This window comes from Mycobacterium sp. NGS56 (assembly GCF_059812425.1).
The window spans coordinates 111,968-126,942 of sequence record NZ_JCALCQ010000009.1; the positions used below are offsets into that span (position 1 = coordinate 111,968).

The following is a 14,975-nucleotide window of genomic DNA, read 5'->3' on the forward strand; positions in this document are numbered from 1 at the left end:
CCGACAGTTTGTCGCAGAATGAACGGCTCAATGGCTAAGCGCACCAGATACAGCGAAATACCACGATCAGTACGCGAATTACCGGCTCGAGCTCGGTATGGCATTGCATGAACAGGATGCCGTCTTGGTCGATCGAGGCCACCCATTCCGCCCTGAAGACGCGCGCGCAGAACACCTTTCATCTCAGCGATCAGGAATTGCCCATCCGCCAGTTCCACACCGTCATTCGCGACACGGTGGACGCCTACCGGTCCGTAGAGTCGTCATGACGCTGGCCCAAGAATTCTCCGACCTTGAACCGTTTGTCGACGACTGGGCTTTGCCAACCCGGGCCGAACGCTACGAGGCGCGGCTGTCCAAGCCCCACGACGACCTCGTCAGGTTTTACGACGCCATCGCACCGCGGGCCGAGGAGGCGATCGCGTACCTGAATGAGCGTGACATCAACGCATTACCGGACGATGCGCGACCAGGCTGCTGCACCTGCTCTATTCGATGATCCTCGTCTCCTATGCTGTCAACGTGTTCAAGCGGAATCGCATCCCGGACTCCGGCGCCGCGTTCTTCGACATGGCTGTCGAACCGGCCGTGTGATGTGAGCTGCCCGTGACCGCATCCGAGCGACCGAAAGCGCGCGACTCCACGACGCGCGACATGCTGGTGGAGGCGACGAGTCAGATCATGCTCGAGGAGGGTTACGCCGCGGCCACGTCGCGGCGCGTCGCGGCCAAGGCAGGTGTCAAACCGGCGTTAGTGCATTACTACTTCCCCACGATGGACGATTTGTATCTGGCCGTATTTCGCCGCGGTGCCGCGATCTATCTTGAGCGCCAGCAGAAGGCGTTGGCCTCCGACCAACCGTTGCACGCCTTCTGGGCAACTCTCACAGAGCCCAAGGACACCCGGTTGCTGCTCGAGTTCATGGGGCTTGCCAACCACCGCAAGGAGATTCGGGCCGAAATCTCGGCGTGGTCGGAACGCTGGCGTGAACAGCAGATCACCGCGCTGAACTTCATCATCCGCGAACACGACATCGACACCGACGAATTCCCGCCAGCGGCACTCGCGGTTGTCATCACATCCATCGGGCGCACCCTGATCCTCGAGCAGGGGCTCGGCACCCACGGTGGACACGACGAGGCCGTCGCGTTGGTCAACCGCTTCCTGGACCGGTTTGAGATGCCCGAACCCAGAGCGCGCCGGGAACGCGGCGCGAAGTAGCTCGAATCCCATGCGCCGCCGCATCACTGCGAGCTTTACGATGCGATCCTGCGCCGTAGCTACGGCGCTCAAGGAGGCCCGCCATGGCACTGCCCGCTTTGGTTCTTGTGCACGGAGGCGGACTCGCCGCCGATTCGTGGGATCTGACCATCGATGAGATCCATCGGTTGGCACCGGAGTTGACCGTGCTTGCCCTGGACATGCCTGGACGAAGGAACAAACCGGGAGACCTGAGAGAGATGACTATCGCCGACTATGTCGACTCGTTGGTCGGTGACATCGAAAGCGCCGGCTTGAAAGAGATCGTCATCGCTGGTCACTCAATGGGGGCCATACCGCTGCCAGGAGTCGTCGCCAGGTTTGGACCGGCTCTGGTCCGCGAAATAATTTTTGCCGCCGCGTTTCTGCCGCCGGAAGGCACATCGATCGTGGACGACTCACCGTGGCAGATCGCGATGATCGCACGCCGCAGGGCAAAGAAAAACATGCCGACGCCAACGCCGAAGTTGTATGCACGGTTCTTATTCATGAACGGGGTTCCTGCGCGTGGCCGCCGATTCATGACCGGCAAACTCTATCCAGAGTCACTGCGCATTCTCACCGAGAAGGTGTCTCGACGGGGAATGCCCGATGACATTCCGCGCACCTGGATCCTGACCCGGCGGGATCGTGCTCTCGCTCCTAAGCTGCAGCGCAAATACATTGACGCGCTCGGCGGTGTGCAGACACTCATCGAGATCGACACCTGCCACATGGTTATGGTCAGCGAGCCCGAACGGCTGGCGAAGATCCTCGTCGGGCGCTGCCTGCTCTATGCGTAGCCGCTCTCAGGGCAGCACCACCCGCAGCCGTTCCCAGCCGCGCACCGTGGACGTCGACGCCAATTGTGCGGTGTCGTAGTCGATGTCCCACTCCGGCCACCGGTTGAGGATCTCGTCGAGCGCGACGCGCCCCTCGAGGCGAGCCAGGTTGGCGCCCAGGCAGTAGTGCACGCCCTTGCCGAACGTGATGTGTGAGATGTTGTCGCGACGGATGTTGTAGTTGTCCGGATCGGTGTAGCGGCGGGGATCGCGATTGGCGGCGCCGAACAGCAGTAGCATCGCGCTGCCCGCCGGGACAGTCGTGCCGTAGCAGTCGAAATCCTTTGCCATCCAACGTGCGACGTGTGGACCGGTCGGTTCGAATCGCAGTGTCTCGTCGACGGTACGGGTCAACAGGGACCGGTCTTCGTAGACTTCGCGTCGCTGGTCGGGGTGCTCGGCGAGCACCTTGGCCAGCCAACCGATGAGCCGGCCGGTGGTCTCGTTGCCCGCACCGGCGACCACCTGCGTGTAGTGCAGCACCTCTTTGCGCGTCAGCTTGCGGTGCACCCCGTTCTCGTCATCGAATTCGACGTTTAGCAGCGTCGTCATCAGGTCGTCCGAGGGGTTCTTCGATCGCCAGTCGACGTAGTCGGCGTAGATGCGGCCGTCAGCGATGGAGTCGGCGTCGGCGACCTTCAACGGCGCGCCGGGCTTGGTGCGCAGGTTAGCGTCGTTGGCGTCGCGCACCGAGATCTGCTCGGACTCTGGTATTCCCAACAGCATGCCAATCACCCGCATCGGCATCATCGAGGCGAGTTCGGCGATGATGTCGAATCCCCCGGAGCCCAGCAGCGGGTCCAGACAACGCACGCAGTACTGCCGGATCTGATCCTCGAGGGCGGCCATCCGGCGCGGCGTGAACACGCGGGACATCAGCCCGCGGAGCCTGGCGTGCTCCGGCGGGTCCTGGAACATCATGACCCCGCCGGGCATGTCGAATTTCGACTGGACGAGCTCGAGGATATCGCTACGCCTGTTCGAGAAGGTCTCCCAGTCAGACAGCCCGTGCTCGACATCGGAATGCCTTGACAGAGCCCAGAAGTTGTAGCGCTCGTTGTAGTAGATCGGTGCCTCTTCGCGCAGCCGCGCGTAGACCGGGTACGGGTTGGCATTGATGTTGACGTCGTAGGGGTCGTAGTAGACGTCGGTGTCGTTGGTGACGGTCATCGATGCTTCCTAACTTCAGACGGCTGCCGGCATCGACCGGGAGCGCAACGCCGGTGATGTATCGCGCTTCGACGCGGGCCGGAACCACGCGGCATTGACCATGCCCGCGACGATGTCGGCACCTTCCGGTGCGAGCCGGGCGGCGTCACGTCTTCGCTGCGCCCGTGCCGCGCCTGTCACGAATGCGACCTTGCCGTTCATCCGACCCATGACATCCTCCACCCATCAACTTTGGGCGATCGCCCAAACATGTGGCGCAGGCCATGTCTAGCAGCATCGCGACGAGTCCGTCAAGCCCGCGCCGCGGCCTCGATCGGCGTTGCCGCGGCGGCGCGGGCGTGGACGACGAGCGCGGTCGCGTTCCAATCGGCGAGCCCGCCCCGGCGCTGTTGATGGTCCGCCACGCGCCCGACGGTGTGCCGTTCAATATCGGGGCGGCCAAGAGATGATGGTCGGGTGGCGAATGAAAAGGCGGCGACCGGGCTTCTGCTGATCGATCCCTACAACGATTTCATTTCTCCGGGCGCAAAGGTCTGGGACCGGTTACAGCGCGTCATCGAGAGCAATGACTGCGTCACTCATATGCAGCAGGTACTCGACGCCGCCCGCGGCGCGAACCTGCGCGTTTTTTATGCGCTGCATCGCCGCTACCGGCCGGGCGACTACGAAACCTGGAAATACGTCGCGCCGGTGCAACGAGCGGCCTGGTCGCGCAAGACCTTCGAATACGGCAGCTGGGGCGGCGAGATCCGGCCCGGGTTCGAGCCGCAAGCGGGCGACATCGTCGCCCATGAGCATTGGTGCTCGAGCGGTTTCGCCAACACCGACTTGGACCTGCAACTCAAGCGTCATGGCATCGAACGGGTCATCGTGATGGGTTTGATCGCCCATACCTGCGTCGAGGCGACGGTTCGCTTCGCCGCCGAGCTTGGTTATGACGTCACGGTGGTCCGGGACGCCACGGCCGACTACTCGGACGCCGAAATGCGCGCCGCCCTCGAGGTGAACATGCCCAACTACGCCTCGGCCATCGTGACCGCCGATGAGGCCGTTGCTGTGATCACCTCCCTGTAACGAGACGTCAGAAGCCAGATCAATTCCGTGAAGATTGGCGCGACACCGCGACAGTGACGTGGGATCAGTTACGGCGCGATGTGCGTGCCCGGCGCGTTCACGGCGGCGGTCCGGCGCGCCGGCGCCGGCCGGCGAGCTGGCAGGTGCGTTCATCGGGCTGGCCGGCAATGACTCCCTAGTCAGACGGGCCCGTCAGTGCGTCGATGTGGTAGCGGCTGGCTGTCCAGGGCGGCGAGTCCACGGTAGGCGTCAGGGTGACCGTCAGCTGCGCCTTGCCCGCCGTGACCGACCGCGGCACCAGGTAGGTGTCGTCCAACCATCGGTGAAAGGTGTTGCTGCGCGGCTGCAGCCAGTTCCCGGTCGGCACGCCGTCGACCGCAACGTCAACCGATTGGAAGCCGGTCGCCTGATCCGATGTGCGGCGCAGCAGGATGCCGTGGTTGTCCGGATCGATCTGAACGTGAAACGTGATCGCGCCCTGGGCCCTACGCACCGAGCCCACTACGGGCAGGGTGTCCTGGGTGCCCTCGTACTCACTGACCAGTAACTGATCGGTTGCTTCGGAATCGTTGTAGCCGTGCAGGACTCGATTGACCGGATCGGTGGGGCTCACGTCGTCTGCGCCGGTGACACCGACGTCCGGCTGCGTGTAGAGGAATGCGGTTGAGCTGTAGTCGGGTTGGACCATGTTCCGCTTGCCGTGCTCGATACCGAACCGGATCGCGGAGTGATAACCGATAGCGTCGGCGAGCATGATCCGGTACACGCAGACGCAGTAGTCGGCGCACCCGCCCGTGGCCGTACGTTGGTCGGGTTGGCCGTTGAGTGGGTCGCTGAAGTGGGTGCCGTTCTTGAAGTACCAGCCGCCCTCGTAGAGGTCCTCGGTGCCGGTCCCGTACCACTGCGGTGATGCGGCGCCGTCGGTGTAGACCCGTTCGGCGCCTTCGAGAAAGTACGGGGCGTCGTCACTGAATGCCGTTTTGGTTCGATAGCCGTGAATGGTTTGACTGACGCCGACGAATTTGCCGTGTCCCTGTTCTTCGGCGAACACCCAATCCTGGCCGGGGATCGTGGGTCCGGCGTGTGAGCGCGCGGTGAAGTAGCCGGCGCGGCCGCTGGTCAGCGCGGGCGCCCACTGGGCGTCGGGTGTGGTGGCGACGTCGCTGTCTATCCCCGTCACCGGTTCGGTGCCTGCATTGACGAGCATCACGCGGACTGACTCAGCGAAAGGCATTGGCCACCAATCGGATAACACCAACGCCCCGTCGGGCTCCACGCTGGTCGCGAACATCAGGGACCGCACGGGGTTCGCGCCCAGCCCGGCGCCGAAGAATTCCCCAAGCGGTGAGTCGACCGTGGTTGCGCCGTCGAACTCGATCTGCAGCCGCAATCCGGTTAACTGTTCTGCCGCCGGCTCGGGCAGGTGCAGCCTCAGCGCCGAGATGCTGGCCGGTCCACCCGATTCGGCAATAGTCAGCTCGGCGCCTGCTGGGAGGTCGGTGACCCGATTGGTGTGTACGGCACTGGCTGCCGCCGGTTTGGGGTCTACCGCGCCGGCGGACCGGAGAGTGCTCAGCACATCGAGCGCGGGGTCGGATGGTGAGAACGTGTTTATCCCGTCGGCGTCGGGAAATTGCCGATAATCGACGTGGTAGTACTCCAAATGGGATGTGACGCTGACCCGCATGGACCGCCGATAAGGCATCGGCACCTTGACGTAGTCGCCTCCGGGCGATTGAGCGGCGTTGGCCACTAGAGGCCACACGAACGGGGCCCCCAAATTGCCGTCGACCAACGATTGCAGTGAAGTGTCTACCACGGACTGCCCGTCCAGCTCGATGCGGATGTTTCCGAGGGCGCGAACATTGCCGCCATCGCGGGTCAGCCAGATCGAATCGATCTCTCCCGCACCGTGATCCTCCGCGATGACGCAGCCGGCACCCCCTGGCGCCAGGCATCCGCCGCTGCCGTTGCGATTGCCGGTGGAGATGTCGAAGTCACCGCCGCTGCGATCAAAGCTCGACACCTGCAGGCTCTGCGAACCCGGGTTCAAATAGGGCAACCGGTCCAACCGGCGGTAGGTGTCCCAGCCGACCATCCTTTCACCGGCTGTGTCGGGGCCGGCCGGCTCCGCACCCGCCGCCCCCGTCCCGGAAATCGCCAGCAGCAGCACCGCGGATACCGCGCAACACGCCCGCGCCGCCACCAACATCCCGCTAGCCCTTGAGATCTCGATCCCGGCTGGGCTGAACACGTTTGGGTTCGCCCGGCATCTTCGGGTAGTTCGGCGGGTACGGCATGTCCCCGAGCCCGCGCTCTTCGTCGGCCTCGGCCATGTCCAACAATGTAGCGATCGATTGGACCGCGTCATCCATTGCGGCCCAAGGGTCTATTCGAGCCTTGACGACGTCGGGCACGGTGGCCATGGTGTAGTCGTCTGGTTCGGCGTCGGCCAGCTCCTCCCACGTCAGCGGCATCGACACCGTCGCGATCGGGGTGCGCCGCACCGAATATGCCGAGGCCATAGTGCGGTCCCGCGCGTTCTGGTTGAAGTCGATGAAGATGCGCTCGCCACGCTCTTCCTTCCACCATGACGTGGTGACGGCGTCGGGTGCGCGGCGCTCGACTTCGCGGGCCAGGGCGATGCCTGCGCGGCGCACCTCGATGAAGTCCCAGTCGCGGGCGATCCGCAGAAAGACGTGGATTCCGCGACCACCCGAGGTCTTCGGGTATCCCACCAGACCGAGTTCATCAAGCAACGGCCGCAGCACGTCGACCGCGACGGTGCGCGCCTGCTCGAACGCGACCCCGGGCTGCGGGTCCAGGTCGATGCGTAGTTCGTCGGGATGCTCGGTATCCGGGCAGCGCACCTGCCACGGGTGCAAGGTGACCGTGCCCATCTGCGCCGCCCACACGACCGCCGCCGGATGGGTCACCTTCAGCGCGTCGGCCGTCCGTCCCGACGGAAAAGTCACCTGGCAGGTCCGCAGGTAGTCGGGGTGGTGCTGCGGGATCCGCTTCTGGTAGATCTCCTCGCCGTCGATGCCGTCCGGGAAGCGTTGCAGGTGGGTGGGCCGGTCGCGCAGCGTGTCGAGCATCGGACCGCCCGCCACGGCACGGTAGTAGTCCACCAGGTGTCGTTTGCTCCCGTTGGATCCCAGTTTGGGGAAATACACCTTGTCCGGATTCGTCAGGCGCACCGCAATGCCATCGACGTCGAGCTCTTCTGCAGCAGCCATGCCTCCGATTCCAGCACAATCGGGCTATGGACCTCCCCGTCATGCCGCCGGTGTCGCCGATGCTCGCGAAGTCGGTTCGCTCGATACCCCCTGACTCGTCCTATGAGCCCAAGTGGGACGGCTTCAGGTCGATCTGTTTCCGCGACCACGACCAGGTCGAGCTGAGCAGCCGCAATGAACGGCCGATGACCCGCTATTTCCCTGAGCTGGTCGAAGCAGTCAGAGCTGAGCTGCCGGACCGCTGCGTGATCGACGGTGAGATCGTCATCGCCACCGACCACGGGTTGGATTTCGAGGCGCTACAACAACGCATCCACCCGGCGGACTCGCGCGTGCAGATGCTCGCCAAGACCACGCCGGCATCCTTCATCGCATTCGATTTGCTCGCCCTCGGCGACGACGACTACACGCGGCGCCCCTTCAGTGAACGACGTGCCACCCTCGTCGACGCTTTGGCCGCCTCGGGGCCCTCGATCCACGTCACGCCGGCGACCACCGATCTGGACACCGCGCAGCGCTGGTTCGACGAATTCGAGGGCGCCGGCCTCGATGGCGTGATCGCCAAGCCACTGAACATCGCGTATCAACCGGACAAGCGGGTCATGTTCAAGGTCAAGCACGAGCGGACGGCCGACTGTGTGGTCGCCGGCTATCGGGTGCACAAGTCCGGTGCCGGCGCGATCGGTTCGTTGTTGCTAGGTCTCTACCAGGACGATGGACAGCTCGCGTCGGTGGGAGTGATCGGCGCGTTTCCGATGGCCGAGCGGCGGCGGTTGTTCGACGAACTACAGCCGCTCGTCACCGATTTCGAGGATCACCCGTGGAATTGGGCGGCCCATGAGGCCGGCGAGCGGACTCCTCGTAAGAACGAATTCTCGCGCTGGAACGCGGGTAAGGACCTGTCGTTCGTGCCGCTGAAGCCCGAGCGAGTGGTCGAGGTCCGCTACGACCATATGGAAGGCCGGCGGTTTCGCCACACCGCACAGTTCAATCGGTGGCGTCCGGACCGTGACCCGCGCTCGTGCACCTACGAACAGCTCGAACAGCCGGTGACCTTCAGTCTCGGCGAGATCCTGCCGGGACTCGGTTCGGGCTAAGACGGCGGTCAATCGCCGGCCGGACGGCATCTGAGCCGGGATGTCGGCTTCTATTGTCACGATGCCGCTGTCGTGCGTATCACCAACGAATTTCTTGATACCTCAACACGTTTGAGGTTTTCCAATGCCGGTGAGCTATCTAGTTGGTTGTCGGTGGTGGTTGCGGCTGGAAGGGGTCGTACCACCACCAGTCGGCGCGCTCGCCGGTGGGCCCGGGACACGGCGGGACGGTGGGCGGGGGTTGAGTTGGTGGGCGCGCGACCGATCCCGGGCGCAGTGGTCGCCCGGAGCTGTCGGTGACGCCGAGATCGTCGGCGCGTCCGACGATGGCGATGACGCCCCGGTGGTGCAACCGATGGTGATAAGGACATACCAACACCAGGTTGGCCAAGTCGGTCAGACCCCCGTCCTCCCAGTGCCGGATGTGGTGTGCGTGCAGACCGCGGGTGGCCCCACAACCCGGAACCACGCACGCGGGATGACGGTGCTCGAGCGCGCGGCGCAGCCGTCGGTTGATCACCCGCGTCGCACGGCCCGCACCGATGACCTCGCCGTCACGTTCGAACCACACTTCGCAGGTGGCATCACAGGTCAGGTATCGACGTTCGGCGTCGCTGAGCAGCGGACCGAGATGCAGCGCCGCGACGGGCTGCTGAGCATCGACGTGCACCACCACCGTGGTCTGATGGCCGTGTGGCCGGCGGGCCGCCTCAGCGTCCCATCCGGCCTCGACCAGGCGCATAAACGCTTCACCGTTGCTCGGCAACGGCGGCGCCTGATCGCTGGCGCCCTCGGCATTGCTCCGATCGTGCTTCCATTCGGCGATTAGCGCATCACGATGCGACGCCAGCGCCGTGTCGAACTTCGCCGCATCCAGGTGTGGAAGTGTGATCCGCCAACAGGTAAACCCCTCGCCGGAGGTCACGGTGATCGAGCGCTGCGGTTCAGGCCGAGAATCGGGTTCGGGTCGGGGTTCCAGCTTGACCGCCGTACGCAGCTGGTTAACCGTCGCGACGGCGGCCAGCTGCGCATAGTGCTCATCAGACCCCTCCCCGGCCCGCGCGGCGATGACGCCAACCTGGTCGAGCGACAGTCGGCCCTCCCGCAGGCCTTGGGCGCAACGAGGAAACGCCTCGAGCCGGCGCGCGACGGTGGTGATCGTATGGGCGTTCGCCGATGACGAGCCCATCTTCCAGGCCACCAACGCCGGAACCGACCGTGCGCCCGTGACGCCGCCGAGCTCGTCGCGATCAATCTCGGCCACGATCTCCACGATGCGCCCATCAATCGCGTTGCGCTGACCTGTCAACTCCGCCAGCTCGTCGAACAGCACCTCCAGCCGCTCGGCAGGGCTCACCGCGACCGGAGGCGTTGCAGTCGAAGACATGGCCTCATCATCGCAACCGGGTACGACAAATCCGGGCCACCCAATACGGCGACGGCAAGTGACCGCATTACCAAGCCGCGTGACGACCGCGGACCCCGAATCATGAGCCGAAGCGGCGGCTCAGCCGTCGATGTGCGTCGGCGGGTCGGCGAAGGTGAAATCCGAGGGCTGCTGGCCGGGACCCATCAGACCGCAGTGATTGTCGGGCACGAGGTACGAACTCATGCCATTGGGAACCAAGCGGGTGACGGCCACACAACGTTGCCAGGTGCCGTCGGGCTGGACGGGTCCGTCGCACTTGCTGAGTACGGGTCCCCCGTACTGACAGCCGGCGCGGGCGGGTGGCGATGCGGCGATCCAGTGTGCGGCCAGCAGCAAGGCAGCGAATCCTCCGACGATGCACCGCTTCATGGTTGCCTCCCGTCAACGACGCTACCGTCTGTGCGACTGCAAACACACGGTTTAGCCGCGTTTGATCCCGATCGGAGCGGGCACGCGGCAACCATGTCAGTCACAGCCTTTCAAGACCTGCCGTTGGCCGATCGTGACCGCAAATGGGATGGGGACGCGACCGAAACGCGGGTGCGTAAGTGGGCCGACGCACAGGACGGTCCGAACCAGAAGTACCGCGACGCGCACGTCTGGTACGACGCGGATAAAAAGGACAATTTCACGGCCTACAAGCTGCTGATCGCCGATGTCATCGACGGCAACCTGAAGGCCGTACCCCGCGGCGTGATGGCGGCGGGCGCGATCATGGACGGGGCGCGGGGCGGCATCGACGTGCCCGAGTCCGATGTCGATCGGATCAAGAGCCACTTGGCGAAGTACTACAAGAAGATGGACGAAAGCCCGCCGTGGGAACGGGACTAGACCCTGACCGTGAGCTGCGATAGCCCGCGCAGCGTCACATTGGGCTTGTACTGGGGCTCACTGTCCAATCGGGCGTTCGGAAATCGCGCCGTCACCGCCGACAGGGCCACCCCGGCTTCCAGCCTGGCCAGCGGCGCACCCAGGCAGTAATGCGCGCCGCGACCGAATCCTAAGTGCCGCATCGCTTTCCGATCCGGATCGAAGACATCGGGGCGGTCATACTCGGCGGGATCGCGCTGGGCGGCGGCGGTCAGCAGCATCATGATGTCGCCCTCGGGCACCTCAATGCCCCCAATTGCCATGTCGTCGCCGGCGGTTCGGGCGATCATCTGCACCGGCGGGTCATAGCGCAACGTCTCCTCGATGACCGCGGGAGCACGGCTGGCGTCGGCGCCGAGCGCGGTCCATTGCGACGGTTGGCGCAGCATCGCCAGCACCGCGTTGCCGATCAGGTTCACCGTGGTCTCGTGACCGGCGACCAGCAACAGGACGCAGGTGGAGACGATCTCCTCGGCGGTCAGCTGGTCGCCTGACTCTTCCACGGCGATCAGTCCGGACATCAGGTCGTCGCCGGGCCGCGAGCGTCGCCGGTCGATCAGGCCGTGCAGGTAGGCGCGCAACCACATTCCGGCGGCCATCCGCTCTGTGAAGTTGTCTGATGGCGCTCCGGTGAAGGCGACGAACGGGTCCAGTGATTGCGCCAGCAGCGCGGACACGCGGCTGAACTGTGGCTCGTCCTCGAGCGGCACGCCGAGCAGTCGGCAAATCACCGCTACCGGCAATGGGTAGGCGAGGTCTTCGACGACTTCGAACCGCTCCTTCTCGGCGATCCGGTCGAGCAACCCGGTTATGAGCGCGGTGATGTCGGGCTGCAGCGCGTTCACCACTTTCGGTGCGAACGCCTTGCTGACCAGTTTCCGCAGCCGGGTGTGGTCCGGCGGGTCCTGAAACAAGAAGCCCGGCGGGCTCGGCGGCGGCGCCTTGGCACCCGTCTCGATGAGCTGGCGGGTCTGCGCTTCGACCTGCGCGCGGGCGGCCTTCGACTTGCTCCTGTCGTTACTCGACGACGGGTGGCGCAAGGCGTCGTCGCAGTCACGGTAGGTCGAGAACACCGCGAGGTTGCCTTCCGGCAAGGCGATCGACCCGCGTTCACGAAACTGCGCGAACAGCGGGTAGGGGTCCGCACGGACGGCCGGGTCCAACAGCTGTACCAACAATTGACCGGGCTTGGTGGACTCGGCAGGCGCGGTCGTCATCCTGACATTGTGCCCGGCGCCCGGCGCCCCCCTTACTCAGCGGCGCAAGAACTCCACGATGTGGCCGGCCAGCTCCGCTCCGGCATCCTCCTGCACGAAATGGCCGGCGCCACGGATTACCGGGTGGTCGATCCCCTGGGCGCCACGCATCTGGCGCTGGAAGATGGCGGCCATCGGTCCGGTGATCGGGTCGCTGTCGCTGAAGGCGACCAGCATGGGTGTCGGGCTGGCCGAAAGCATGGTCCAGGCGGTCTTGTTAGCCACCGCGGCGGGGTCGTCCGGTGAGGTGGGCACCAGGCCGGGCATGGCGCGCGGCCCGGCGCAGTAGTCGTCGGTGGGGAAGGGCGCGTCATAGCCGGCGCGCACCTCCTCGCTCATCTTTTGGCGGCAGCCGCCCTGGACGAACGCGCCGATGTTCAACGTCGGCGCCGAGGTGATCGCTTCGCGGAACTTCCACCAGACATCGGCCATGGGCTGCTCGCCATTCGGTAGCCCGGTGTTGGCGACCACCAGTCGAGCGAACCGTTCGGGATGTTCTGCGGCAAGGCGCAATCCGATCAGTCCACCCCAGTCCTGACCTACCAGTGTGACGTCGTGCAGGTCGAGGACATCGAAGGCCACCGCTCGCATCCACTCGACATGGCGGGCGTAGCTGTGGTCTTCGCGGCGGGTCGGCTTGTCCGAGCGCCCGAACCCGACTAGGTCGGGGCAGATGACGCGATGACCGGCGGCGGCGAGGATCGGCATCATCTTGCGGTACAGAAATGACCACGACGGTTCGCCGTGCAGCATGAGAATGGGGTCGGCGCTTTCCGGGCCGTCCTGGACCCAGGCCACGCGCAGCGCGCCGCCTTCGGCGTCGGGCAATTCGCAATACCTTGGGGTGTAAGGGAAATCGGGAAGACCGGCGAAGCGGTCCTCGGGTGTCCGCAGCGTTTGCATGTCACGACCCTTCGGATAGTCCGGCCAGGCCCGGATCCGCCATCAAGCGATCGAGAAAACCGTGCTGGCCTTTCAGCAATTTGACACGCGCGGTCGCCACCGCGAACCAGCCCACGCGATCGACCTCCGGAAACTCCCGGAGCGTGCCCGATCCTTTCGGCCACTCCAATTCGAAAGTGTTGCTGCGCGCGTCGGCGATGTCGAGGTCGCTATGGACGGCGAAGGCGGTCACGACCTTACCGCCGGATTGTTTCAGCTGACCTAGGTCGATGCGGGGCCCGGCCGGCACCGGTAGCCCCAGCTCCTCTGCGAACTCCCGCTGCGCGGCCGCCCAGGGATCTTCCCCATCGGTGTACTCGCCTTTCGGGATCGACCACGCGCCGTCGTCTTTGCGGGCCCAGAATGGCCCACCCGGATGCGCGAGCAAGACCTCGACGACGCGGTCGCGGGTCCGGTACAACATCACACCCGCGCTCAGTTTGGCCATCGAGGCCTATTCTCCCACAGCGCGTTCCAGATCCTTGAGCGAGGACTCCAGGTGCGCGAGCAGGCGTTGCAGGTGCGGCACGCTGCGCCGGCAACCCACTAGGCCGAAGTCCAGATTGCCGGCGTTGCTGGCCAGGGTGATGTTCAGAGCTTGGCCGTCCAGCGCGATGGACAGCGGGTAGTTGCCGTCGAGCCGGGCGCCCCCGTAGTAGATCGGCTGTGTCGGGCCCGGCACATTCGAAATGATGATGTTGAACGGTGGTGACGTCGAGGACACCCAGCCCGGGACCGCCGCCAACGCCAGCGCTGACGTGTTGACGGCCGAGAGCGCCAGCGCCTGGAAACGCGGTAACTGCGAGAACACTTTCTTGTTGCTGCGCATCGAGTCGCTGATGGTCAGCAGACGCTGGGCGGGGTCATCGGCGTCGGTGGCGAGGTTGCACAGAATGGCGCCGACCAGGTTGCCGCCGGCATCAGCCTCTTCCTCCGTGCGCAGGCTCACCGGGACCATCGCGATCAGCGGTGTGTCCGGCAGCGCGTCTTGCTCGAGCAGGTAATAGCGCAGGGCGCCTGAGCACATAGCCAAGACGACGTCGTTCACCGTCACCCCCGCCGCCTTCTTCACGTTCTTGATCCGGTCCAGTGACCAGGACTGCGCGGCACACCGGCGGGCACCGCCGATCTTGACGTTCAACATCGTCTTCGGCGCCCCGAAGGGCAACGTCAGTTGCTGCTCGAACAGCGCCGCGCGCGCCAACCCGATCGTCGAGGGAGCCAGTGCCGCAAGGGATCCCGCTGTGCGGGCCAATGAGCTCAATGGAGACGACGGACTGGACTTGCGCTTGGGCTTAGGCAGAGTCCACGGGGCGCGAATCTCGGGGTCCTCGGGGTCGGTGGTCAATGCGCGCTGCATCAGCTTCTGCGCGGAGACACCGTCGATCAGCGCGTGGTGCACTTTCGTGTAGATGGCGAACCGGCCATCTTTGAGACCTTCGACGATGTGTGTCTCCCACAGCGGGCGGTGACGATCCAGCAGGCTGCTGTGCCACCGCGAGGTGAGCTCCAGCAACTCGCGGACGCGTTTGGGGGACGGCAGCGCCGAGCGTCGGACGTGGTAGTCGATGTCGACGGCGTCGTCGTACGACCAGCCAAGGTTCGCGACTCCGCCGACAAAGCTCGCGGGACGCTTGCGAAATGTGGGCTGGAAATCCCGCTGAGCGGCCAGGCTCTTGTACAGCTCACTAACGAAGCCGCGGCCGGCGCCCGGCGGGGGCTCGAACAACTGCAAGCCTCCGACGTGCATGGGATGTTCGCGAGATTCCCCCAGAAGAAAGATCGCGTCGGTGGGCATCATCAGTTCCATCCACCTA

15 protein-coding genes and 2 pseudogenes are annotated in these 14,975 nt (G+C 65.0%); 7 read left to right on the forward strand and 10 right to left on the reverse strand.

Annotation, left to right across the window (positions count from 1 at the left end; translation table 11 throughout):
- Nucleotides 1-116 precede the first annotated feature (116 nt).
- The 4 genes and pseudogenes from AC5Y4F_RS19835 to AC5Y4F_RS19850 all read left to right on the forward strand — a co-directional run bounded on the left by AC5Y4F_RS19835 (nt 117) and on the right by AC5Y4F_RS19850 (nt 2,042).
- Complete coding sequence (locus AC5Y4F_RS19835) at nt 117-269, forward strand: hypothetical protein (protein WP_231986310.1); 153 nt, start codon at nt 117-119, stop codon at nt 267-269.
- Nucleotides 266-594 (forward strand): annotated as a pseudogene (locus AC5Y4F_RS19840) (hypothetical protein). The gene AC5Y4F_RS19835 and the pseudogene AC5Y4F_RS19840 overlap by 4 nt, the downstream one beginning before the upstream one ends.
- Nucleotides 595-654: 60 nt before the next feature.
- Nucleotides 655-1,221: a TetR/AcrR family transcriptional regulator gene (locus AC5Y4F_RS19845; RefSeq protein WP_067932572.1), complete on the forward strand. Its 567-nt coding sequence runs from the start codon at nt 655-657 to the stop codon at nt 1,219-1,221.
- Nucleotides 1,222-1,304: 83 nt separating this feature from the next.
- A complete protein-coding gene (locus AC5Y4F_RS19850) occupies nt 1,305-2,042 on the forward strand; it encodes an alpha/beta fold hydrolase (RefSeq protein ID WP_499997987.1) in 738 nt (245 codons plus the stop codon).
- Nucleotides 2,043-2,048: 6 nt separating this feature from the next.
- Here AC5Y4F_RS19850 and AC5Y4F_RS19855 read toward each other — a convergent pair whose 3' ends face one another.
- Nucleotides 2,049-3,251, reverse strand: a complete 1,203-nt coding sequence (locus AC5Y4F_RS19855) for a cytochrome P450 (RefSeq protein ID WP_499997989.1) — start codon at nt 3,249-3,251, stop codon at nt 2,049-2,051.
- Nucleotides 3,252-3,356: 105 nt separating this feature from the next.
- Nucleotides 3,357-3,461, reverse strand: a pseudogene (locus AC5Y4F_RS19860) (SDR family mycofactocin-dependent oxidoreductase); the annotation flags it as partial.
- Between the two features lie 246 nt (nt 3,462-3,707).
- On the opposite strand from AC5Y4F_RS19860, the gene AC5Y4F_RS19865 reads away from it, so the two are divergent.
- Nucleotides 3,708-4,325 carry a cysteine hydrolase family protein gene (locus AC5Y4F_RS19865; protein ID WP_499997990.1) on the forward strand — a complete coding sequence of 206 codons (618 nt, stop codon included), beginning with the start codon at nt 3,708-3,710 and terminating at the stop codon, nt 4,323-4,325.
- Between the two features lie 175 nt (nt 4,326-4,500).
- Here the strand turns inward: AC5Y4F_RS19865 and AC5Y4F_RS19870 are convergent, their stop codons facing one another.
- Both AC5Y4F_RS19870 and ligD read right to left on the reverse strand, forming a co-directional pair.
- Complete coding sequence (locus AC5Y4F_RS19870; RefSeq protein WP_499997992.1) at nt 4,501-6,537, reverse strand: glycoside hydrolase family 172 protein; 2,037 nt, start codon at nt 6,535-6,537, stop codon at nt 4,501-4,503.
- Nucleotides 6,538-6,541: 4 nt separating this feature from the next.
- Nucleotides 6,542-7,564, reverse strand: coding sequence for a non-homologous end-joining DNA ligase (gene ligD / locus AC5Y4F_RS19875; protein WP_067932446.1), 1,023 nt, complete (start codon nt 7,562-7,564; stop codon nt 6,542-6,544).
- A 26-nt stretch (nt 7,565-7,590) separates the two neighbouring features.
- Here ligD and AC5Y4F_RS19880 point away from each other — a divergent pair, with 26 nt between their 5' ends.
- Nucleotides 7,591-8,661 (forward strand): ATP-dependent DNA ligase, encoded by a 1,071-nt coding sequence (locus tag AC5Y4F_RS19880; RefSeq protein ID WP_499997997.1) that lies wholly within the window; start codon nt 7,591-7,593, stop codon nt 8,659-8,661.
- 139 nt (nt 8,662-8,800) lie between these two features.
- Here AC5Y4F_RS19880 and AC5Y4F_RS19885 read toward each other — a convergent pair whose 3' ends face one another.
- Both AC5Y4F_RS19885 and AC5Y4F_RS19890 read right to left on the reverse strand, forming a co-directional pair.
- Entirely contained in the window at nt 8,801-10,048 is a 1,248-nt protein-coding gene (locus AC5Y4F_RS19885; RefSeq protein ID WP_499997999.1) for an HNH endonuclease signature motif containing protein, read from the reverse strand.
- Nucleotides 10,049-10,168: 120 nt separating this feature from the next.
- Nucleotides 10,169-10,459: a CDGP domain-containing protein gene (locus AC5Y4F_RS19890; protein ID WP_067932452.1), complete on the reverse strand. Its 291-nt coding sequence runs from the start codon at nt 10,457-10,459 to the stop codon at nt 10,169-10,171.
- Between the two features lie 93 nt (nt 10,460-10,552).
- Between AC5Y4F_RS19890 and AC5Y4F_RS19895 the strand changes: the two genes are divergently transcribed.
- A complete protein-coding gene (locus AC5Y4F_RS19895; RefSeq protein ID WP_499998001.1) occupies nt 10,553-10,921 on the forward strand; it encodes a hypothetical protein in 369 nt (122 codons plus the stop codon).
- Here AC5Y4F_RS19895 and AC5Y4F_RS19900 read toward each other — a convergent pair.
- From AC5Y4F_RS19900 to AC5Y4F_RS19915, 4 genes are read right to left on the reverse strand one after another with little or no spacing between them, the layout of a single operon-like run.
- Nucleotides 10,918-12,177, reverse strand: a complete 1,260-nt coding sequence (locus tag AC5Y4F_RS19900) for a cytochrome P450 (RefSeq protein WP_499998003.1) — start codon at nt 12,175-12,177, stop codon at nt 10,918-10,920. The genes AC5Y4F_RS19895 and AC5Y4F_RS19900 overlap by 4 nt on opposite strands.
- 36 nt (nt 12,178-12,213) lie before the next feature.
- On the reverse strand, nt 12,214-13,119 hold the full coding sequence (locus tag AC5Y4F_RS19905) for a haloalkane dehalogenase (protein ID WP_067932458.1): 906 nt from the start codon (nt 13,117-13,119) through the stop codon (nt 12,214-12,216).
- Nucleotide 13,120: 1 nt separating this feature from the next.
- On the reverse strand, nt 13,121-13,606 hold the full coding sequence (locus AC5Y4F_RS19910) for an NUDIX hydrolase (protein WP_067932460.1): 486 nt from the start codon (nt 13,604-13,606) through the stop codon (nt 13,121-13,123).
- Nucleotides 13,607-13,612: 6 nt separating this feature from the next.
- Nucleotides 13,613-14,968 (reverse strand): WS/DGAT/MGAT family O-acyltransferase, encoded by a 1,356-nt coding sequence (locus tag AC5Y4F_RS19915; RefSeq protein ID WP_067932462.1) that lies wholly within the window; start codon nt 14,966-14,968, stop codon nt 13,613-13,615.
- Between the last annotated feature and the right edge of the window lie 7 nt (nt 14,969-14,975).

Excerpts from the sequence above, each read along its gene's own strand:
- AC5Y4F_RS19835 (WP_231986310.1), top strand. The coding sequence starts at position 117 with ATGCCGTCTTGGTCGATCGAGGCCACCCATTCCGCCCTGAAGACGCGC.
- AC5Y4F_RS19845 (WP_067932572.1), top strand. The coding sequence starts at position 655 with ATGCTGGTGGAGGCGACGAGTCAGATCATGCTCGAGGAGGGTTACGCC.
- AC5Y4F_RS19850 (WP_499997987.1), top strand. The coding sequence starts at position 1,305 with ATGGCACTGCCCGCTTTGGTTCTTGTGCACGGAGGCGGACTCGCCGCC.
- AC5Y4F_RS19855 (WP_499997989.1), bottom strand. The coding sequence starts at position 3,251 with ATGACCGTCACCAACGACACCGACGTCTACTACGACCCCTACGACGTC.
- AC5Y4F_RS19870 (WP_499997992.1), bottom strand. The coding sequence starts at position 6,537 with ATGTTGGTGGCGGCGCGGGCGTGTTGCGCGGTATCCGCGGTGCTGCTG.
- ligD (WP_067932446.1), bottom strand. The coding sequence starts at position 7,564 with ATGGCTGCTGCAGAAGAGCTCGACGTCGATGGCATTGCGGTGCGCCTG.
- AC5Y4F_RS19880 (WP_499997997.1), top strand. The coding sequence starts at position 7,591 with ATGGACCTCCCCGTCATGCCGCCGGTGTCGCCGATGCTCGCGAAGTCG.
- AC5Y4F_RS19885 (WP_499997999.1), bottom strand. The coding sequence starts at position 10,048 with ATGTCTTCGACTGCAACGCCTCCGGTCGCGGTGAGCCCTGCCGAGCGG.
- AC5Y4F_RS19890 (WP_067932452.1), bottom strand. The coding sequence starts at position 10,459 with ATGAAGCGGTGCATCGTCGGAGGATTCGCTGCCTTGCTGCTGGCCGCA.
- AC5Y4F_RS19895 (WP_499998001.1), top strand. The coding sequence starts at position 10,553 with ATGTCAGTCACAGCCTTTCAAGACCTGCCGTTGGCCGATCGTGACCGC.
- AC5Y4F_RS19900 (WP_499998003.1), bottom strand. The coding sequence starts at position 12,177 with ATGACGACCGCGCCTGCCGAGTCCACCAAGCCCGGTCAATTGTTGGTA.
- AC5Y4F_RS19905 (WP_067932458.1), bottom strand. The coding sequence starts at position 13,119 with ATGCAAACGCTGCGGACACCCGAGGACCGCTTCGCCGGTCTTCCCGAT.
- AC5Y4F_RS19910 (WP_067932460.1), bottom strand. The coding sequence starts at position 13,606 with ATGGCCAAACTGAGCGCGGGTGTGATGTTGTACCGGACCCGCGACCGC.
- AC5Y4F_RS19915 (WP_067932462.1), bottom strand. The coding sequence starts at position 14,968 with ATGGAACTGATGATGCCCACCGACGCGATCTTTCTTCTGGGGGAATCT.